At 70.3% G+C, this 17,300-nt stretch carries 14 protein-coding genes and 1 pseudogene; 5 read left to right on the top strand and 10 right to left on the bottom strand.

The annotated features are described in order from the left end of the window. Window positions 1-158: 158 nt before the first annotated feature. Window positions 159-2,267 (bottom strand): acyl-CoA dehydrogenase family protein, encoded by a 2,109-nt coding sequence (locus AC0L6F_RS12035; protein ID WP_473538066.1) that lies wholly within the window; start codon window positions 2,265-2,267, stop codon window positions 159-161. A gap of 224 nt (window positions 2,268-2,491) precedes the next feature. Between AC0L6F_RS12035 and AC0L6F_RS12030 the strand changes: the two are divergent. From AC0L6F_RS12030 to AC0L6F_RS12015, 4 genes and pseudogenes are all read left to right on the top strand, one after another. After that, window positions 2,492-2,650: pseudogene (locus tag AC0L6F_RS12030) on the top strand (PIN domain-containing protein); the annotation flags it as partial. Window positions 2,651-2,690: 40 nt separating this feature from the next. Continuing rightward, window positions 2,691-3,176 carry a GNAT family N-acetyltransferase gene (locus AC0L6F_RS12025; RefSeq protein ID WP_259610983.1) on the top strand — a complete coding sequence of 162 codons (486 nt, stop codon included), beginning with the start codon at window positions 2,691-2,693 and terminating at the stop codon, window positions 3,174-3,176. A gap of 168 nt (window positions 3,177-3,344) precedes the next feature. Then, the gene (locus tag AC0L6F_RS12020) at window positions 3,345-3,971 is read left to right on the top strand and encodes an NADPH-dependent F420 reductase (protein WP_473538065.1); all 627 of its coding nucleotides are present in this window, start codon (window positions 3,345-3,347) and stop codon (window positions 3,969-3,971) included. Window positions 3,972-4,002: 31 nt separating this feature from the next. Further along, entirely contained in the window at window positions 4,003-4,647 is a 645-nt protein-coding gene (locus AC0L6F_RS12015; protein WP_274636807.1) for an NAD(P)H-dependent oxidoreductase, read from the top strand. 66 nt (window positions 4,648-4,713) lie between these two features. On the opposite strand, the gene AC0L6F_RS12010 is transcribed toward AC0L6F_RS12015, so the two are convergent. Further along, window positions 4,714-5,823 (bottom strand): alkene reductase, encoded by a 1,110-nt coding sequence (locus AC0L6F_RS12010; RefSeq protein WP_473538064.1) that lies wholly within the window; start codon window positions 5,821-5,823, stop codon window positions 4,714-4,716. Window positions 5,824-5,943: 120 nt separating this feature from the next. Here AC0L6F_RS12010 and AC0L6F_RS12005 point away from each other — a divergent pair, with 120 nt between their 5' ends. Further along, window positions 5,944-6,423: a MarR family transcriptional regulator gene (locus AC0L6F_RS12005; RefSeq protein ID WP_274636805.1), complete on the top strand. Its 480-nt coding sequence runs from the start codon at window positions 5,944-5,946 to the stop codon at window positions 6,421-6,423. Here the strand turns inward: AC0L6F_RS12005 and AC0L6F_RS12000 are convergent. From AC0L6F_RS12000 to uxaC, 8 genes are all read right to left on the bottom strand, one after another. Beyond that, entirely contained in the window at window positions 6,407-8,083 is a 1,677-nt protein-coding gene (locus AC0L6F_RS12000; RefSeq protein ID WP_473538063.1) for a formate--tetrahydrofolate ligase, read from the bottom strand. The genes AC0L6F_RS12005 and AC0L6F_RS12000 overlap by 17 nt on opposite strands. A gap of 95 nt (window positions 8,084-8,178) precedes the next feature. Then, window positions 8,179-9,237 carry a LacI family DNA-binding transcriptional regulator gene (locus AC0L6F_RS11995; protein ID WP_473538062.1) on the bottom strand — a complete coding sequence of 353 codons (1,059 nt, stop codon included), beginning with the start codon at window positions 9,235-9,237 and terminating at the stop codon, window positions 8,179-8,181. Then, complete coding sequence (locus tag AC0L6F_RS11990) at window positions 9,234-9,725, bottom strand: gluconokinase (RefSeq protein WP_473538061.1); 492 nt, start codon at window positions 9,723-9,725, stop codon at window positions 9,234-9,236. The genes AC0L6F_RS11995 and AC0L6F_RS11990 overlap by 4 nt, the downstream gene beginning before the upstream one ends. Window positions 9,726-9,731: 6 nt before the next feature. After that, window positions 9,732-10,970 (bottom strand): D-mannonate dehydratase ManD, encoded by a 1,239-nt coding sequence (manD, locus tag AC0L6F_RS11985; protein WP_473538060.1) that lies wholly within the window; start codon window positions 10,968-10,970, stop codon window positions 9,732-9,734. 32 nt (window positions 10,971-11,002) lie between these two features. Next, the gene (uidB, locus tag AC0L6F_RS11980) at window positions 11,003-12,529 is read right to left on the bottom strand and encodes a glucuronide transporter (protein ID WP_473538059.1); all 1,527 of its coding nucleotides are present in this window, start codon (window positions 12,527-12,529) and stop codon (window positions 11,003-11,005) included. Window positions 12,530-12,598: 69 nt separating this feature from the next. Continuing rightward, window positions 12,599-14,431 carry a beta-glucuronidase gene (gene uidA, locus AC0L6F_RS11975; protein WP_473538058.1) on the bottom strand — a complete coding sequence of 611 codons (1,833 nt, stop codon included), beginning with the start codon at window positions 14,429-14,431 and terminating at the stop codon, window positions 12,599-12,601. Window positions 14,432-14,453: 22 nt separating this feature from the next. Further along, window positions 14,454-15,800: a mannitol dehydrogenase family protein gene (locus tag AC0L6F_RS11970; protein WP_473538057.1), complete on the bottom strand. Its 1,347-nt coding sequence runs from the start codon at window positions 15,798-15,800 to the stop codon at window positions 14,454-14,456. After that, complete coding sequence (gene uxaC / locus AC0L6F_RS11965; protein ID WP_473538056.1) at window positions 15,800-17,203, bottom strand: glucuronate isomerase; 1,404 nt, start codon at window positions 17,201-17,203, stop codon at window positions 15,800-15,802. Before uxaC ends, AC0L6F_RS11970 begins: the two co-directional genes overlap by 1 nt. Window positions 17,204-17,300 lie beyond the last annotated feature (97 nt).

Genomic DNA, 17,300 nt, shown 5'->3' with positions numbered 1-17,300 from the left:
GGACCGCGATCCCGATCGCGGTCCCCGCGAAGACACGCGCCCCGCATTCGCCCGACTGCGAGGTCATCTCAGAGATGCCTTCATCAGAGAAGTGTCCGCACAGCCCGATTCCTGACAGGGAATCGGCAAACGTTGCCGATTCGTGATCTTGCCGCGGGCTACTTCTTCTGCTTGCGCAGGGTCTTCTCGCTGACCGGCGCCTGCCCCGACGCGATCAGCTCGGCGTAGTAGGCGCGGGCCTCGTCCTGCCGCTGCCGCTCGGCGCCCGAGGCGATCGGGGCGCGCACGTGCTCGGGGGCGAAGCCGAAGGCGTCGACGAGGTCCTGCGCGTGCGGGCGCAGCCGGGCGCAGAGCCGGTCGATGTAGCGGGTGACGGATGCCGCGCGCTGCGTGGACAGCCGCCCGTTGATCAGGTACCAGGCCAGGTGCTTCTCGATCAGCCAGAGTCCGAACAGGTCGCGCAGCCAGGTGAGCACCTGGCGGGTGCCGGCATCCGGGATCTGGCCGACGACCTCGGCGAACGCCTCCCACTGCAGCAGCTCACCGTGGGCGCGCGCGGCCTCGATCAGCGCCGACTGGTGCTCGTTGAACAGTGCGGCCGCGTCGGCGGGCGACAGCGTGGATGCCGGGCGCAGGGCGGTCGCGACATCCGTCACCATCTGCTCGACGCGGCCGGCCAGCAGCTCGTGCTGCTGCTCGGCGCGCAGACCCAGCTCGACCGAACGCGCGGTCGATCCGAAGTCGGCGACGGACTGGCCGAGCCGGCGGAGCCCCGCGCCGTGGAAGATCTTGCCGGCGGTCTGTCCGACGGCGTAGCGGGCCAGGGCCGCGGCATCCTTCCCGGTGAGCTGCTTCGCGAAGTCGCTGAGCAGACGCTTGCCGACCAGCTGCAGCAGCACGTTGTTGTCGCCCTCGAACGTGGCATACACGTCGAGGTCGTGGTGCAGGCCGACCAGCCGGTTCTCGGCCATGAACCCGGCCCCGCCGCACGCTTCGCGGCACTCCTGGATCGTGTCCAGCGCGTTCCAGGTCGACAGGGGCTTGAGCGCCGCCGCCAGGGTCTCGAGGTTCTCCCGTTCGGCCGGGATGTCGTGCGCGCCGCCGAACACGCCATCGAACGTGCGCAGGAGCTGGTCGTGTGCGAAGAACTGCGCGTAGGTCTGCGCCAGGCGCGGCAGCAGGCGGCGCTGGTGCCTGCCATAGTCCAGCAGCACGACCTCGTCGGTCCCCGTGCCCGAGTCGAACTGGCGACGCTGGTTGCCGTACGTGATGGCGATGTATTCGGCCAGCGCGGCGCCGGTGGTGGCGGCGCCGTCGAGCGACACACGGCCCTGCACGAGCGCGCCGAGCATGGTGAAGAAACGGCGACCGGGGCTCGGGATGTCGCTGGAGTAGGCGCCGTCGGCGGCCACGTCGCCGTAGCGGTTGAGCAGGTTCTCGCGCGGGATGCGGACGTGGTCGAATGCGAGCCGCCCGTTGTCGATGCCGTTCAGTCCGCCCTTGACCCCGTCATCCTCACTCGTGACGCCGGGCAGGCAGGCGCCGTCCTCGTCCCGGATCGGCACGAAGAAGCAGTGCACGCCGTAGTTCACGCCCCCGGTGATCAGCTGCGCGAACACGGTGGCCGCACGCCCGTGCAGGGCGGCGTTGCCGAGGAACTCCTTGGTCGCCGCGCGGAACGGGGTGTGGATGACGAACTCGGAGGCGTCGGCGTCGTAGGTCGCCGTGGTGCCGATGGCCGCGACATCCGATCCGTGCCCCATCTCGGTCATCGCGAACGCCCCCGGCAGCGTGAGGGTGCGCACGTCGGACAGCCACTTGTCGTGATGCTTCTGCGTGCCGAGCTGCTGGATCGCCGAGCCGAACAGCCCCCACTGCACGCCCGCCTTGATCTGCATGCTCGGGTCGGCCAGCACGAGCTCTTCGAACGAGGCGAGGTTCGCGCCGTTGTCGTTCTGCCCGCCATGCGCGACCGGGAACGCGCGGCCCGCCGCGCCGGCGTCGACGAACAGCTGCAGCTGCCCGAACACGCGCTCGCGGTGCTCGGCCATCGGCTGGCCCGGGATCTGCCAGAACGCCTCGTCGCGGATCATCTCCCGCGCCTCGCGGCGGGCCTCGCCCCACGTGCCCAGCAGCAGGTCGGTGACCGCGTCGCGGTCGATGCGGGGCTCGCGTGCCTCGGCGGCGCTGTGTGCGGCAGTGGGCGCACCGCCGGCGGGGTGACGCGTGTGGACGGACGGCTTCTTCGTGCGGACGGCATCGACCATGGGGGGGACCTTTCGACGGGATCACCCCAACGGTAGGACTCCCACAATCACGCTTCAAATGCGTTGATGGATGCCACAACCGGGCGCCATCCCGCGGCAGCGCCTGATTGTGGCATCCCGACACCAGGCCCCGCCCCGCGGCGCGGTCGCGTAGGGAGACGAATGCGGGAGCCGATCCGATCCGACAGCGAGAGGTCTAAAGGCGCCCGTTCGACAGCGCCGCATCGACGGCGTATGCCATGCTCGCGGCGCAGCCGCCGACGGCGGCGCGTTCCACAGACGCGCTCATCGCGGTGCATGCGCTCAGCCTCGGCATGCCGCTGATCACCGCCGACCAGGGCTTCACCCGTTTCATCGGGCTTGAGGTCATCTGCGAAGAGTGATCGACGGCGGGATGTCGGGGGCCGAGGGGAGGATCGGAGGATGAGGATCACGCTGGAGCCCTGGGCCGAGACCGACTTTCCGCTGCTCGAGCGCGCCAACACTCCGGAGATGACGCGGTTCATCGGCGGACCCGAGACGGCCGAGCAGCTCGTCGAGCGGAACCGGCGATACCTGCGGCTGTCCGCGTCCGGCGAGGCCGAGATGTACCGCATCGAGGTGGACGGCGAGCCGGCGGGCGGCATCGGGTTCTGGCAGGTCGACCACGAGGGGACCCCGGCGTACGAGACCGGGTGGAACACGCTGCCCGAGTTCCAGGGACGCGGGGTCGCCCGCGAGGCACTGCGGATGCTGATCCCCCGCGTGATCGCACGCGGCGACCGCGAGCTGCTCACCGCCTATCCCGGCGTCGAGAACCCCGCGTCGAACGCGCTGTGCCGCGGCGCCGGCTTCACGCACACCGGGTCGGGCACCGAGCCGTGGCGCGGCGGCGTGCTGGAGTACAACGTGTGGGTGCTGCGTCTGTGACCGTGGCATCCCTCCGCTGACCGTCTGCGTGATTCCGCTGCCATGCGGAATAGGCGAGGCACCCCTCCGGTTCAATCGTGATGTCCGGAGGGGTGCCTCACTTTGACGCTCGAACCGGACTCCCGGCGGAAGACCCCGTCGAGACATCCATCACGTAAGGAGTACGTCATGAGCAGCATCAGCATCATCGGCTCGGGGAACATGGCACGAGCCATCGGCACCGCGGCCCTGAGGGCGGGCAACACCGTCGAGATCGCGGGTCGCGATGCGGTCAAGACCGCAGACGCGGTCCGGGTGCTCGGCGACGGCGCCACGGCCGGCACGTGGGGCGCACCGCCGTCGGGCGACATCGTGATCCTCGCCGTGCGGTTCGACGGCGCCGTGCCGGTGGTCACCGAGTACGGGCAGGCTCTGGCCGGCAAGGTCCTCATCGACATCACCAACCCGTTCCGCGGCGACCTCGGCGGGATGAGCGTTCCCGATGACACCTCCGCCGCACAGCTGATCGCCCAGGCGGCCCCGGCCAGCACCCGGGTCGTGAAGGCGTTCAACACGCTGTTCGCCCACATCGTCGCCGCCGGCGACCCGGTGGACGTGTTCCTGGCCGGCGACGATCCGCAGAGCAAGGCGAGCGTGTCTGCGTTCATCACGGGCCTCGGTCTGCGCCCCCGTGACGCCGGAGGCCTGAGCATGGCGCACTGGCTGGAGGGCGCCGGCCTGCTGGCGGTCAACCTGGCCCGCACCGGCCTGGGATTCGACTTCTCGCTCGGCGTCAACACCGGAGCATCCAAGTGAGTGCGGGCACGCTCGATCGCGAGGAGACACGATGACACTCTTCCGACTTGACGCGAGCGTCTTCCCCGGCCGGTCCGCCAGCCGAGAGCTGGCCGACATCGTCGAAGCGGAGTGGACGGCCGCTCATCCCGGCGAGGCGGTGGTCCGCCGCGACATCGGCACGGACCCGCTCTCGTCGACGACATGGGCCGAAGCGGTGGTCGGGCACCGGCTGCCGCAGGGCGACCGCAGCCCCGCCCAGCAGGCCGCCGTGGAGCTGGCGACCACGCTGGCCGACGAACTCTTCGCCGCCGATGCGCTCCTGTTCGCGGTGCCGCTGTACAACTACGGCGTCTCGCAGCACGTCAAGGCCTGGTTCGACATCCTGTACACGGATCCCCGCGTCGACGAGGGCGGCGCCCCGCTGCGCGGCCGCCCCGCCCTCCTGGTCACCGTCACCGGCGGCAACTACGGGCCGGGGACGCCGAAGGAGGGATGGGATCACTCCACCGGCTGGCTGCAGCGCGTCCTCACCGACGTGCTGGCGCTCGATCTGACCACCGTCCAGCGCCGGTTCACTCTGGTCGGCGTCAACCCGGCGCTCGACCGGTTCACCGACATGGCCGCCACGATGCACCGCGAGGCACTGCGCGAGGCCGAGATCGAGGGCAGAAGGTTCGCGGAGCGCGCCGCCTGACCCGCCTCGACGACTGCGCCCCCGGGGGAGACCCCGGGGGCGCAGTCGTCGTCGCAGTGTCGCCGCTCAGCCGCCCACGGCAGCGAGAGACGGATAGTCGGTGTAGCCGCGATGGTCTCCGCCGTACGCCTTCGACAGGTCGGGCAGCGTCGGCTGTGCACCCACCGCGAGCCGATCGACCAGGTCAGGATTCGAGATGAAGAGACGGCCGAACGAGAGCATGTCGGCATCGCCGCGCGCGACTCGCTGCAGCCGATCGACGTGGGTGAGCGGATCGGGATCGGCCGCATTCAGGATCAGCGGACCATGCCACAGCTCGCGAAGCACCGGTGTCAGTTCCGGCGCCCCCGCCTCGATCAGATGCAGGTACGCCAGCCCCCGCCCGTCCAATTCGCGCACGAGCATCGGGTAGACGGTCGCGTAGTCGGGTTCGACCGTGTCGCCCAGCCCGTTCGCGGGTGAGATCCGCAAGCCGGTGCGCCCCGCCCCGATGGCGTCGGAGACCGCCTGGACGACCTCGACGGTGAACCGGATGCGGTTCTGCGGGCTGCCGCCCCAGCCGTCGGAGCGCCGGTTCGCGTTCGGCGCGAGGAACTGGTGCAGCAGGTAGCCGTTGGCGCCATGGACCTCGACCCCGTCGAAGCCCGCATCGATCGCATGGCGGGCCGCCGCGGCGAAATCGTCGATCGTGGCGGCGATCTCGGCCTCGTTCAGCGCGCGCGGGGTGACGTAGTCCGCCCGCCCGGCGGGCGTGAACACCTGACCGTCCGCGCGCACCGCCGAGGGCGCGACCGGGATCAGCGCACCGTGCCCGACCGCTTCGGTCGTGCTCGGATGGCCGATCCGTCCCGTGTGCATGAGCTGGGCGACGATCGTGCCGCCGGCCTCGTGCACGGCGTCGGTCACCGACCGCCACGAGGCGATCTGCGCGGCCGAGTGCAGGCCCGGCGTGTCGGGGTAGCCCTGCCCCACGGCGCTGGGCTGGACGCCCTCCGTGATGATCAGGCCGGCCCCTGCCCGCTGGCTGTAGTAGGTCGCCATGCCGGCCGTCGGCACGGTGCCGAACGCCCGGTTGCGGGTCATCGGCGACATCACGATGCGGTTGCGCAGCTCCAGGTCGCCCACGGTGATGGGCTCGAACGCGGTCGTGCCGGCGGTGGTGGTGAGATGTGTCATCAGTTGCTCCTTGTCCTCATTTACCTAGCCGAACAACTAAATCGGCGGACCTATTCCTGTCCGAACAACTAATCCAGCGAGGGCGCCCGGAACCGGCGTCCCTCGTCGTACTCTCGCTATGTGGACGAACCTGCATCTGCGCTGCCGCTCAGCCGCGCCATCTTCCGCGTCGCCCGGGCCCACAAGAGCCTCGCCGCACGTCTGCTGCGCGGGGCGGGCCTGCGGCCCGGGCAGGAACTCGTGCTCATGACGCTGTGGGAGGACGGTCCGCAGCGTCAGGTCGACCTCGTCGAGGCCCTCGAATCGGACGCCGGGACCATGACGCGCAGCATCGCCCGGCTCGAGAAGGTCGGTCTGGTCCGCAGGCGGCCGTCGCCGACCGATGGTCGCGCGGTCATCGTGGAGGTGACCGACGCCGGCCTCGCGCTGCGCGCCCAGGTCGACCAGGCGTGGACAGAGCTCGAACGCGTGACGCGAGGCGAGCTGTCCGACGATCGGGTGGCGCGGATGATCGACGATCTGGCCGACCTGGAACGGAATGTGGCCGCCGCATCGGCGAGTCGGCGCGACTCATCGACGCCGCTCAGAACAGCCCGCTGATCCGTCCGTCGGCGTCGACGTCGATGGATGCCGCGGCCGGCCGCGCCGGCAGGCCCGGCATCGTCATGATGCTGCCGCAGATCATCACGATGAACCGCGCGCCGGCGGCCAGCCGCACTTCGCGCACGTTGACGGTGTGCCCGTCCGGGGCGCCCAGCAGCGCGGGGTTCGTCGAGAACGAGTACTGGGTCTTGGCCACGCACACCGGCAGCTCGCCGTAGCCGTCGTCCTGCAGACGCTGGATCTGCGCGCGCACGCCGGCGTCAGCCGAGATGCCGACGGCGCCGTACACCCGGGTCGCGATCGCGGTCATCTTGTCCCACAGCGTCGCCGCGAGCGGATAGGTGTACGTCGGCTCGACCGGCGCCGGCGGGCAGGCGTCCACGACCTTGCGGGCGAGGTCCTCGGCTCCGGCCCCGCCGTCGGCGAAGTGCGTGGCGACCGACGCGGTCACCCCGAGGCGCTCGCACGCGGCCAGCAGCGCGTCGATCTCGGCGGGGCTGTCCTCGGCGCGGTGGTTGATCGCGACCACGGCCGGCAGGCCGAGGATGTCGCGCACGATGTGCAGGTGCCGCTCGAGATTGCCCACGCCGCGGCCGAGCGCGTCGACATCCTCGGTCGGCAGGTCCGCGACATCCACCCCGCCCTGGTACTTCAGCGATCGCACGGTGGCCACGACCACCGCCAGCGACGGCCGCAGGCCGGTGGACCGGCACAGGATGTCGACGAACTTCTCGCCGCCCAGGTCGGCGCCGAAGCCCGCCTCGGTGATCACGTAGTCGGCCAGGCGCAGCGCCGAGTTGGTCGCCAGATACGAATTGCAGCCGTGGGCGATGTTGGCGAACGGCCCGCCGTGCACGAACGCGGGCGTGTGCTCGATCGTCTGCACGAGGTTGGGCGCCAGCGCGTCGCGCAGCAGGGCGGTCATCGCTCCGTGCGCGTCCAGGTCGCGGGCGCGGATCGGCCGGCGGTCCCGCGTCTGGGCGACGACGATCTCGCCGAGGCGCTGCTTCAGGTCGTCCAGGCCGGTGGCCAGGCAGAAGATCGCCATCACCTCGCTGGCCACGACGATGTCGAAGCCGGACTCGCGTGGGAAGCCGTTTCCGGTGCCGCCCAGGCCCAGGACGACGTCGCGCAGCGCGCGGTCGTTCACATCGAGCGCACGCCGCCACGTGACCCGGCGGACGTCGATGCCCAGCGCATTGCCGTGGTGGATGTGGTTGTCGATGAGCGCGGCCAGCAGGTTCGCCGCCGCGGCGATCGCGGCGAAGTCGCCGGTGAAGTGCAGGTTGATGTCCTCCATCGGCACGACCTGGGCGTAGCCGCCGCCGCACGCGCCGCCCTTCATGCCGAACACCGGGCCCTGCGCCGGCTCGCGCAGGCAGATCATCGCCTTCTGCCCGATCCGGGTCAGCGCGTCGCCGAGCCCGACGACCGTGGTGCTCTTGCCCTCGCCGGCCGGTGTCGGCGAGGTTCCGGTCATGAGGATCAGCCGGCCCGGCGGCCGATCGGCGAGGCCCTGCAGATACGGCAGGGCGATCTTCGCCTTGGTCGTGCCGTACGGGATGACGGCGTCCGGCGGAATCCCCAATCCGGTGGCGATCTCCCCGATGGGCAGCAGCTGCGCCGCCTGTGCGATCTCGATGTTGCTCAGGCTCATCCTCGAACCTCCGGCTCTCGTCCGCGACCGTCTTGTGGACGGCCTGCGGCCAGCCTACGGAGCCGTCCCCGCGCGCGACACCCCCGGTGCGCTCGTCATTCGCCGCGGGCGGGGCCGGTCGACCCACGCACGAGCAACGTCGTGGGCAGCAGTTCCGGACGTGCCGCGTTCGGCCGGTGATCGGCGTCCGCGGCCAGCAGCAGCTGCACCGCGCGCCCGCCTGCCGCGACCAGGTCGGCTGCCACCGTCGTCAGCGGCGGCACGATGAGTTCGCTGCCGAAGATGTCGTCGAATCCCGCGACGCTCAGCTCATCCGGGACGGTGATCCCGCGCGCGGCCGCCTCCTGCATGAGGCCGATCGCCATGAGGTCGTTGTACGCGATCACAGCGCTCACGTGCGCCGCGCGCACGCGCCTCAGCGCGTCCCGGCCCCCGGCGATCGTCGGGGGGTTCGGGCCGATCTCCACGATCGCGATGCGGCGCTCCTCAGCGGCGGCCAGGATGTCGGACCACCGCCGGGCATTGATCCAGGACGTGTCTGGGCCGGCCAGATATGCGACCGTGCGATGCCCCGACGACGCGAGGTGTTCGACCAGTTCGACGACACCCGCCTCGACGTCCGGCAGCACGCCATCGACGCCGTCGACGGCGCGGTTGATCAGCACCACCGGCTTGCGCTGCGCGAGGTCGGTGATCGCGGACGCGCTCAGGCGCGTCGTCGCCAGTACCAGCCCGTCCACGCTCGGCAGCAGCCGCTCGACCACCTCGGCCTCGTTCTCGCCGGACTCCTGCGACTCCGCGATGACCAGCGTGTACCCAGCCGCGGCCGCAGCGTGCTCAGCCCCGCGAACGATGCCGAACACGACCGGGTTCGTGATGTCGGCCAGCACCAGTCCCAGCATCCGGGTCTTGCCCGTCTGCAGCGCCCGCGCCATCGGGTTCACCCGGAAGTCCAGGCGCTCGGCCGCCGCGCGCACCTTGGCCGCGGTGCCGGCGCTGATCCGTCCTGGCTTGCCGAGCGCCCGCGACACCGTGGACGGATTCACCCCGGCGAGCTCGGCGATGTCGTAGATCGTCGCCGCTCCGCCGCGCGCCCGGACACGGGCAAGAATCGCCTCGGCGGCGTCACCATCCGTCGAGGACTGCGCGCTCATTCGATCCGTTCCATGGCCTGCTCGACCAGGGCATCCACGTCGTCGGCGAAGTCCAGCGTGAATCCGGCCTCGTCCGAGCCTAGATCCTCCAGCGTCTCCAGCTGTGACCGCAGGAGGCTTGCCGGCATGAAGTGCCCGGCGCGCTTCCGGATCCGCCGACGGAGCACGTCGCTGTCTCCGGTCAGGTGCACGAAGACGACCTCGGGGGCGGACGCGCGCAGCCGGTCGCGGTAGCGGCGCTTCAGCGCGGAGCAGGCGATCACGACCGGACCGTCCGCGAGCCGGGCGGCCACGGCATCCAGCCACGGCCTCCGGTCGTCGTCGTCCAGCGGCACGCCTGCCGCCATCTTGTCGACGTTGGCCTGCGGGTGCAGGTCGTCGGCGTCGACGAACGGGATGTGGAGCCGATCGGCCAGCGCCTGGCCGACCGAGGTCTTCCCCGATGCCGACACGCCCATCACCACGATGGGGGGCGCTTCGGCGGTCATGCCGGATCACCAGTCATGAACGGTCCCGTCGGCGAGTCGGTTGTAGGGCAGATAGGCCTGCTCATAAGGGTACTTGCCGGCCTCGTCCTGGTTCAGCTCGACGCCGAGGCCGGGCTTGTCGCCGGGGTGCAGCATCCCGTTCGCCCAGGTGAACGACTGCTCGAAGACCTGGTCGGTCCGCGAGCCGTGCTGCATGTACTCCTGGATGCCGAAGTTGTGGATCGCCAGCCCCAGATGCATCGCGGCCGCCATGCCGACCGGCGAGATGTCGGTCGGGCCGTGCATGCCGGACTTGATCTGGTACATCGCCGCGTAGTCGAGGGTCTTCTTCAGCGGCGAGATGCCGCCCATGTGGGTGACGGCGCCGCGCACGTAATCGATCAGCTGCTCGCGGATGAGGTCCTTGAAGTCCCACGCAGTGTTGAAGATCTCGCCGATCGCCAGCGGTGTGGTGGTGTGCTGTCGCACCAGCCGCAGCGCCTCCTGGTTCTCGGCCGGCGTGCAGTCCTCGAGCCAGAACAGGTCATAGGGCTCGAGCGACTTGCCGAGCTTGGCCGCCTGGATCGGGGTCATCCGGTGGTGGCCGTCGTGCAGCAGCGGGAGCTCGGGCCCGAACTCGCTGCGCACCGCCTCGAACACACCGGGCAGGTGGCGCAGGTAGGCGCGAGTCTCCCAGTCCTCCTGCACCGGCTTGGCGCCGCGCACCGCCGGCTCGTGGTCGTAGCGCACGCCCGGCTCGCCCTGGTCGGCGCCCTGCGAGGCGATGCCGTAGATCGCCTTCAGCCCGGGCACGCCGGTCTGGATGCGGATGGCCCGGTATCCCTTCTCGAGATGGTCGCGGACCGAGTCGAACAGCTCGGGCAGCTCCTTGCCCGACGCATGGCCGTAGGCGAGCAGCCCCAACCGGCTGGCTCCGCCGAGCAGCTGGTACACCGGCATCCCGGCGGTCTTGCCCTTGATGTCCCACAGCGCCATGTCGACCGCGGCGATCGCGGCCATCGTCACCGGGCCGCGGCGCCAGTACGCCGAGCGGTAGAGGAACTGCCAGGCGTCCTCGATGCGCGAGGCATCGCTGCCGATCAGCAGCGGCACCACATGCTCGCTCAGGTAGGCGACCACGGCCAGCTCGCGGCCGTTCAGGGTCGCATCGCCCAACCCCGTCACACCGTCGTCGGTCGTGAGCTTGAGCGTCACGAAGTTCCGGTCCGGGCTGGTGACGATGACCTCGGCCTTGTCGATGATCACGGGGGTCTTCTCCTTGCTTCTTCAGTGCTTCTTCAGTGCTTCTTGCGCGAGAGCCGCGCGGGGCGCGCCTTGCCCGCGGCGAATGCCGCCGTCGACAGGCTCACATCGGACGCCTCGGCATCGACGCCCGCCGTCTCCAGGCTGATGCCCTCTCCGGCGACCGTGATCGCCGCTTCCGCTTCGGACGCGGCGGCGTCCTCGTCGGCGCGGCGCTCGGCGATCTGGGCGACGATCTGTGCGTGCGCCGTGTCCGTGAGCGGATAGAGGAACATGACGACAGCCGCCAGCACGACGAAGATCGCGGGGATCAGGGCGGCACCGGCGCGAATCCCCCACTCCGCCTGCGTCGTCAGCGTCGCGGCACCGGCAGCATACCCGCCGATCCCGATCGCGTACGCCGCGACCGCACCGCCGAAGGCCTGCCCGGTCTTGCGGGTGAACGAGAACAGCGCGTACGTGATGCCCTCGGTGCGCACGCCGGTCTTCCACTCGCCGTATTCGACGGTGTCGGCCTCGATCGCCCACATCAGCATGCTCACCAGCATCACCCCGATCATGCCGAGGAACAGCGCGACGAACGCGACGCCGCCGTTGGGCGCGAAGGCCGCCGACAGCATGCCGATCGCTCCGAGGAAGGAACCGGCGATGTAGGCGGTGCGCTTGCCGAGCTTGCGCACCAGTGCGGGCACGAACGGCGCCAGCGCGAAGACCAGCACCAGCTGGCCGATGGAGAGGAAGGGCACCAGATACAGCGCGTGGAAGACGTCGCGCATGAGGTAGATCTGCGCGGTCGACATCGAGATCATGCCGGTCAGGAACAGCAGGGAGCTGATGCACAGGAGCAGCAGAGGCTTGTTCCCCTTCAGGGTGGCCATCGATTGCCGCATGGATACATGAGGCACCGCGCGGTGCACGCGCTCCTTCGTCGTGAACACGGTGAACAGGTACAGGGCGACGCCGATGAACACGAAGCACACCGTGACCGTGGTGAACACGCCCTGCAGGTTGTCCTTGGCGCCCAGCAGGGGCGAGACCACGATGCCCAGCGCGGCACCGGTGATGACGGCCCCGATCGTGCGGGCGGTGGCCAGCTTGGCCCGTTCGCTCGGGCTCTGCGTCATCGCCGCGGCCAGCGCCCCGTAGGGGATGTTCACCAGCGAGTACGCGATGTTCAGCAGGCCGTACGTCAGGTACGCGTACAGCAGCATGCCCGACTGTCCGATCTGCGGCACGTGGAAGGTGGCCACCGTGAGCAGCAGCAGGGGCAGCGAGCCGAACAGGATGAACGGCCGGAACTTGCCCCATCGCTTCGTGTTCACCTGGTCGACGAGGCGTCCCACCGCGACATCCGCGAACGCGTCGAGGATGCGAAGGACCAGGAACAGCGTGCCGACGGATGCTGCGGCGATGCCCGCGACATCCGTGTAGTAGATGAGCAGGAACATCGTCGCCGTGGTGAAGGCGAGGTTGTTCGCAGCGTCACCGGCACCGTAGCCGATGATGCTGATCTTGGGCAGTTTGTCCTTCACGCCGGTGGGCGTGCGGTCGGATGCGGACATGGGCGAGGCTCCTTTGCCGTGGGATGGTGCGGTAGGGCGGCCCCGCGGACACACCGCGGGGCCGGTCGATCAGTCGTCGGATGTCGCCGTGCCGGATGTCGCACTGCGGTCGCGCAGCGCGGTCCAGCGCGCGCGCAGCGCGTGGGCGGCGGCCTTCGGCTTGCGGTCTCGAGTGAACACGCCCTTCTTGTTGCCATCGACGCGGAAGAAGCCGGACGAGGTCTGGAAGTCGGCGAAGTTCCATACCTGTTCGCCGATCATGGTCTCCACACGGTCGAAGACGCGGTGGTACATCGCGAGCATGTTCGCCTGGTATTCCTCGGTCCAGGGCTGGTCCCACACCGAGTGGTAGCCGGCGATGGTGTCGGCGCCGTACTCGGTCATGATCATCGGCTTGCCGTACATCACCTCCCAGCCGCGCAGTTCGGCCTCGAGATGCGCCTCGGCCGAGGCGAGATCGCCGCCGTCGACGTACCAGCCGTAGTAGCGGTTCAGGCACAGCACATCGGCGAACTTCGAGACCCGGCACACGTTCGGCGGTGCCATCATCACGTTCACAAACGTGACCGGGCGGCTCGGATCGAGCTCGCGCGCGAGCGCGAACAGCGGCTCGAAGTAGGTGTCGGTGCCCTCGCTCATCGTGTCGGGTTCGTTCGCGATCGACCACATCACGACGCTGGGGTGGTTCTTGTCGCGGCCGATCAGCTCGCGGATCTCGCGGCGGTGCGCGTCCTGCATCTTCGGGCCGAAGCCGTCGGCGAAGTCTTCGTCGGCGGCGCCGCCGAGCATGTCGGCGATCCCGCCGCCGATCTTCTTGTTCAGCCCCACCGCGGCGGTCTCGTCGATGACGACGATGCCATGCCGGTCGGCGAAGTCCATCACTTCTTCGGCATAGGGGTAGTGCGAGGTGCGGAACGAATTCGCGCCGATCCAGTCGATGAGCTGGAAGTCGTGCACGAGGTAGGCGTCGTCGTGCCCCTTGCCTCGCACGGCGGAGTCCTCGTGCTTGCCGAACCCGGTGAAGTAGAACGGCTCACCATTGATCAAGAACTTCCCACCGTCGACGGCGACGGTGCGGATGCCGACGGTCTGCGGGTACTCATCGACCACGATCCCGTCGACGGTGACCTCGACGACCAGCGTGTACAGATACCCGACACCCGGCTGCCAGAGGTGCGCGTCGGCCACACGCAACGTGCCCGTGGCTCCCTCGGCGGCGGCCACCTCGACGCCGGTCGCATCGGTCAGGCGCACGCGCACGTCGGCGGCGGTGCTGATCCCTGCAGTCTCGCCCACCACCGCGCGGTAGTCGACGACGCCGACGGTGCCGTCGATATCGGTGACCACGGTGACGTCGTCGACGTGCACGGCCGGACGGCTGGTCAGCCACACCGAGCGGGCGAGCCCGGCGTAGTTGTAGAAGTCGTGCATGTAGGTCTGCGCGAAGCTGCCGTCGGCGCGGGTGGTCACCGTGCCGGGCGGGATGGTGTCGGGCGTCAGGCGGTTGTCGACGCCGATGGTCAGGCGGAATTCCTCGCCGGCGCTGACCAGGTCGGTGATGTCCGCCTCGAACGGCAGGTATCCGCCCTCGTGCTCGGCGACGTGCCGGTCGTTGACATAGACGACCCCGTGGTGGGTCGCGGCATCCACGCGCACGATCACCCGGTCGTCGGCCCAGCCGCGCGGCACGCGCACGGTGCGCTGGTACCAGACCCAGCCGACGTGGTCGCGGATGGCCGGGTCGGTGAACAGGTCGTTGTAGCTGGCCGGCACGGGGGCCTCCAGCGTCGTCTCGAGCGGGCCCGCCCAGGGGGTGGCGTCAGCGCCGGTCTCGAGCGCGAACTTCCAGACGCCGTTCAGTGAGACCAGCTCGCGGGTGGCCGTGATCTTGGGCTTGAGCATGACTGCCTTTCTCTGCGCGTCGTTACGCGATCGGGGTGAGTGCGCGACGGGCGCGCACCCTGGTGATGAAGTCGGGGTCGATGTCGGCCGCGACGAGGGCCAGCAGCGCGGCGACGGGATCGGGGGCGGATGCTGCAGCCGCCACCGCGTCCGCTTCCCGATCGGCGACGGGGATGCCCGCAATGGCGGCGGACACCCAGTCGGCGAGCGCGGCGATCGTGCCGGCGGCATCCTCCCCCCGCGCGCGCAGCTGCCGCGCGATCGGGACGAGCCGGTAGCGGATCTTGGTGGTGGTCTCGGCGGCGATCTGGTCGAGCCGGTGCACGATGCGGGCGTTCGCGAAGCGCCTGGCCAGCTGCCGGCGGTAGGCGACGTGCTCGACCTCGGCGGGCAGGCACGTGACGGCCTCGGCCCAGAACGCGTCGACCATCGCACGGCAGGCGGGGTCGGCGAAGGCCTCTGCCACCGTGGTGTGGCCGCGGGGCGGGCCGGCGACCGCGAGGATCGTGTGCGCGCCGTTGAGCAGCCAGAGCTTGCGGTCCTCCCAGGGGCCGATGTCGTCGACGAAGCGGGCGCCGGCCTCGTGCCAGGCCGGGCGGCCGGCGGGGAACTCGCCCTCGAGCACCCAGTCGGAGAACGGCTCGGTGATCACCGTGGCGTTGTCGTGCCAGCCGGCCTCCCTCACGGCCTCGACCTCGCCGGTGTGGGCCGGAGTGATCCGATCGACGCTGGTGCTGACGAACGAGACGCTGCCGGTGACCCACGCGCCCAGTGCGGCGTCGACCTCGGCGGCCAGGCGCGTCAGCGCCCGGCGGGTGACGGCGCCGTTGGCCGGGATGTTGTCGCACGACACGACGGCGATCGGCCCGGCGCCGGCGGTGCGGCGTGCCTGCAGCCCGCGCACGAGGCGGCCGAGCGGGGTCTTCGGGGCGCCCGTCCCGCGCAGTGCGCGGATGTCGGCCGCGACATCCGGGTCGTCGAGGTCGAGGGCTCCGGCGGCATCCAGCCGGTAGCCGGCCTCCGTGATCGTCAGCGTGACCACGCCCACGGCCGGGTCGGCGATCAGCCCGCTGAGCCGGTCGAGGTCGGCGCCGTCGCGGGCCTCGACGATGCTGGTGATGACCCGCACGGCATCGCCGTCGACGCCGCGTTCGACCAGCGCATACACGCCGTCCTGCGCGGCGAGCGGCCCGGCGGCCCGCGGCGATCGGCCGGTGAACGCGGCGATCCCCCAGCCGTCGCCCGCCCGCTGGGTGTACCACGCCTGGTGTGCACGGTGGAAGGCGCCCAGCCCGAGGTGGACGATGCGCACCGGGTCGGGAGCGGAGGGGATGCCGGCGGCCGACAGGCTCGCGCGATTCAGCTCCATCACAGCTTGAACACCTCGCGGGGGATCGCGTCGACGAGGTCGCGTGCGATCCGGCGGGCGGTGGGCGGGCTGATCCGGCCTTCCACGACCAGCCGCGCCAGGAACGAGGCATCCATCCGCCGCGAGACATCGTGCCGCGCGGGGATCGACAGGAACGCGCGGGTGTCGTCGATGAAGCCGCTCGAGCGATAGAACCCGGCAGTCTCGGTGACGGCCGAGCGGAAGCGGAGGATCGCGTCCGGCGCATCGAGGAACCACCACGGGGCGCCGATGTACAGGCTCGGGTAGAAGCCGGCCAGCGGCGCGATCTCGCGCGAGAAGCTCGTCTCGTCGACCGTGAACAGCACGATGTGCAGGCCGGGCGCGGTGCCGAACGCCTCCAGCAGCGGGCGCAGGTTCTCGGTGTAGTCGGTGCGCACCGGGACGTCGTGCCCGGTGTCGGGGCCGAAGGCGTCGAACGTCGGGCGGTGGTGGTTGCGGCGCACCCCGGCGTGGATCGTCATGACCAAGCCGTCGTCGACGCTCATCTTCGCCATCTGGAAGAGCATGTGCCCGCGGAACTCGCGGGCGGCCCGGGCATCCAGCCGATGGTCGATCGCATGCGCGAACAGATCCTGCGCGGCGGCCGGGTCGAGGTCGGTGGTGTACGGCTCGAGCACGCCATGATCGGCCGAGACGGCGCCGTGCGCGACGAAGTGCGCGCGGCGCTCGCGCAGCGCCATCAGGTAGCCGGCGAAGGATGTCGCCTGCCCGGTGGTCTCGACCAGTCGGCGGACCCGCTCGCCGAAGCCCTCGGCGTCGGGATCGAGGTAGGCGTCGGGTCGGAAGGTCGGCAGCACGCGCCCGCCGAAGCCGGGGTCGGCGGCGAGGGCGGCGTGCGCGGCGAGGTCGTCGAGCGGGTCGTCGGTGGTGGCCAGCACCTCGATCCGGAACCGGTCGAACAGGGCCCGGGGCCGGAACGAGGGCTCGGCCAGCTTCATGCTGATCGCGTCGTAGAGGACGTCGGCGTTGTCTGCACTCGGCTCGTCGGCGATGTCGAACAGCGTGCGCAGCTCGTAGTCGAGCCAGTACGCCGACGCCGTGCCGGCGAAACGGTGCCACCGCGACGCGAGTGCGCGCCAGATCTCGCGCGGGTCGGCCGACGCGCCCGCGGCGCCCACGCCGAGCTGTTCCAGCGGCACGCCCGAGGCGAACAGCAGCCGGGTGACGTAGTGGTCCTTGGTGATCAGCAGCTCGGCCGGATCGGCGAACGGCATGTCGTGCAGCAGCATCCCCGGGTCGACGTGGCCGTGCGGCGAGATGATCGCGGCGTCGGCGACCTCGGCATACAGCTCGAGGGCGACATCACGGGTCTTCTCATCGGCGGGCATCAGCGCCATGTCGGTCTGCGTCGTCGCGGGCATGGGTCCATCATGCGCTCGTCCGGCCGTTTTGTCAACCGATTGCCAGAGGTGATTCACAGGCGCGTTCTGCGCACTGAGATCCTAGTGACAACCGGTT

This window comes from Microbacterium sp. G2-16M (genome assembly GCF_055809115.1).
Note: the sequence above shows the minus strand (reverse complement) of the source record. Positions and strands in the feature narration are given on the sequence as shown.

What these genes read in the sequence shown, in the direction of transcription:
- AC0L6F_RS12035 (WP_473538066.1), bottom strand. Translation starts at nt 2,267, where the DNA reads ATGGTCGATGCCGTCCGCACGAAGAAGCCGTCCGTCCACACGCGTCAC.
- AC0L6F_RS12015 (WP_274636807.1), top strand. Translation starts at nt 4,003, where the DNA reads ATGACACTCTTCCGACTTGACGCGAGCGTCTTCCCCGGCCGGTCCGCC.
- AC0L6F_RS12000 (WP_473538063.1), bottom strand. Translation starts at nt 8,083, where the DNA reads ATGAGCCTGAGCAACATCGAGATCGCACAGGCGGCGCAGCTGCTGCCC.
- uidB (WP_473538059.1), bottom strand. Translation starts at nt 12,529, where the DNA reads ATGTCCGCATCCGACCGCACGCCCACCGGCGTGAAGGACAAACTGCCC.
- AC0L6F_RS12020 (WP_473538065.1), top strand. Translation starts at nt 3,345, where the DNA reads ATGAGCAGCATCAGCATCATCGGCTCGGGGAACATGGCACGAGCCATC.
- uxaC (WP_473538056.1), bottom strand. Translation starts at nt 17,203, where the DNA reads ATGCCCGCGACGACGCAGACCGACATGGCGCTGATGCCCGCCGATGAG.
- AC0L6F_RS11990 (WP_473538061.1), bottom strand. Translation starts at nt 9,725, where the DNA reads ATGACCGCCGAAGCGCCCCCCATCGTGGTGATGGGCGTGTCGGCATCG.
- AC0L6F_RS12010 (WP_473538064.1), bottom strand. Translation starts at nt 5,823, where the DNA reads ATGACACATCTCACCACCACCGCCGGCACGACCGCGTTCGAGCCCATC.
- uidA (WP_473538058.1), bottom strand. Translation starts at nt 14,431, where the DNA reads ATGCTCAAGCCCAAGATCACGGCCACCCGCGAGCTGGTCTCACTGAAC.
- AC0L6F_RS11970 (WP_473538057.1), bottom strand. Translation starts at nt 15,800, where the DNA reads ATGGAGCTGAATCGCGCGAGCCTGTCGGCCGCCGGCATCCCCTCCGCT.
- AC0L6F_RS12025 (WP_259610983.1), top strand. Translation starts at nt 2,691, where the DNA reads ATGAGGATCACGCTGGAGCCCTGGGCCGAGACCGACTTTCCGCTGCTC.
- AC0L6F_RS11995 (WP_473538062.1), bottom strand. Translation starts at nt 9,237, where the DNA reads ATGAGCGCGCAGTCCTCGACGGATGGTGACGCCGCCGAGGCGATTCTT.